The 1,725-nt window shown below is 61.9% G+C and carries 1 protein-coding gene and 1 pseudogene; one reads left to right on the top strand and one right to left on the bottom strand.

The annotated features are described in order from the left end of the window. Positions 1-297 (top strand): annotated as a pseudogene (locus I8N66_RS37200) (replication protein A); the annotation flags it as partial. A 248-nt stretch (positions 298-545) separates the two neighbouring features. On the opposite strand, the gene I8N66_RS37195 reads toward I8N66_RS37200, so the two are convergent. Then, the gene (locus tag I8N66_RS37195; protein WP_291165554.1) at positions 546-1,604 is read right to left on the bottom strand and encodes an IS110 family transposase; all 1,059 of its coding nucleotides are present in this window, start codon (positions 1,602-1,604) and stop codon (positions 546-548) included. Between the last annotated feature and the right edge of the window lie 121 nt (positions 1,605-1,725).

Here is a 1,725-nt window from a genome sequence, read left to right as displayed (position 1 = left end):
GTTGATGCCATCGGCAGATCAGGCGCACGGGGTATCGGCACATCAGGCGCACCACTATCGGCAGATCAGGCGCACGAACCGCAGCTAACGCTCTGGCCTGAAAAGCGGAATCCGACCGCTAACTTATCTAACAGAGAATCTTCTTTAACTGTTTCTGTGGGTGCGGAGCACGCGCCCAGTGCCACCCGCGATCATCTTGCCAATGATCGTGCGCGTTCGCAACAAGCTGCGAAAGAACCATCCCGATCTGCCCGTCTTCCGTGGATTCCAGGCATTGAGCCGGAGGACACGCCATGAGCGGATCATCGACATCACCCCGAGCGGCTCACGCTTCTTTCCGTGGTCGATATCAGGATCGCCACAAGCAGGGATCGGAAGGTCGGGCAGCCAAGCTAACTCGCGTCTTCGCTGTCGCAGAATGCGATGCGGACAAGATTCTGAACGTGCTCACCCGAACCCTCGTCCCCTCGGGGGACATCTCTCCGCCGCAGCGGAACTCTCAGCCTATGTCAGCCGGCATCCATGCGGATGACAAGCAGACGACCTTAAACAGCAGGAATGGGCTTCTGCCCGATTGCCTGGCCGTCACCCGTCTTCCAGAGGAAGGTGGTTCCCTCGACCCACATGCGGTGCATCAGAACGGCCATCCGGCGCGCAAGCGCGGTGACCGCGCGCTTATGGCCCCGGTTCTTCACCAGCCGCATGCCCCATGCCTTGAGGGACGACCAGCGCTTCACCCTAACGAGCAGGATGTGTGCGGCCTCGTAGAGCGCAGCCCGCGCCATCGCGTCACCGCTCTTGGACACGCGCCCGGTCCAATCGACCTCGCCAGACTGGTAGGCGCGCGGCGTCAGCCCCAGATGCGCGCCTACGGACTTGGAGCGCCGGAACCGCGACGGCACGTCGATGGTCGCGCGATAGGTCAGTGCCACGATGGGGCCGACACCGGGAACGGTCATCAGCCGCCGGCACACCTCGTCGTCACGGGCGAAGTCCATCGCCACCTTTTGCAGGTTGGCATATTCGACAGCCAGAGCGCGCCTCGCGGTCAACATCGGATTGAGCGCCCGCATCAGCATCGCACGGTCGCCTGCCAGTTCCAGAACGCGCGCCTCGAAGTCGCGCTTCGACACCACGCCCATCTTCAGACCGAAGCTGCGCAGCATGCCGCGGATCGCCAGCTCGATATCCATCAGCTTGCGAACCAGCGTCTGCCTGGCCACCAGCAGGAAGCGCAGTTCCTGCGCGGTCTGCGTCTTTACATGCACGGCGCGGAACCAGCCGGTGCGCATGATGTTGGCGATTCCGCGCGCATCATTGCGGTCGGTCTTGTTCGGCATTGCCGACAGCGCCGCCTTGGCGTGCCGCGTCTCGATGCACACGACCGGCAGACCCGCTTCGGCCATACCGCCGTAAAGCCATTGCGACGGAGCGCCGGCTTCAAGGCCGATCCGCTTCATCACCATGCCGCATTGCGCGAAGAACGCGACAAGATCGTCCGGTTCGGAAGCAACCTTTGCCTCCTTCATCACGGTCCCGTCAGCATCCACAATGCAGATGCTCGTCATCTCAAGGGAAACATCCAGTCCTGCAAAGTAGCCCATGGTCTCTCTCCATTCCGGTTGATGGTGGACCGGCATAAGCCAGCCAGATCACCGTTTACGGTATGGCAAGAGGCGCTTTCTCCACACGCGACGAGAACAGAAACAGTTACCCCAGCTAACT

The sequence above is a fragment of the Ensifer sp. SSB1 genome (assembly GCF_016652895.1).
Taxonomy (GTDB): domain Bacteria; phylum Pseudomonadota; class Alphaproteobacteria; order Rhizobiales; family Rhizobiaceae; genus Ensifer.
Note: the sequence above shows the minus strand (reverse complement) of the source record. Positions and strands in the feature narration are given on the sequence as shown.

What these genes read in the sequence shown, in the direction of transcription:
- I8N66_RS37195 (WP_291165554.1), bottom strand. Translation starts at nt 1,604, where the DNA reads ATGGGCTACTTTGCAGGACTGGATGTTTCCCTTGAGATGACGAGCATC.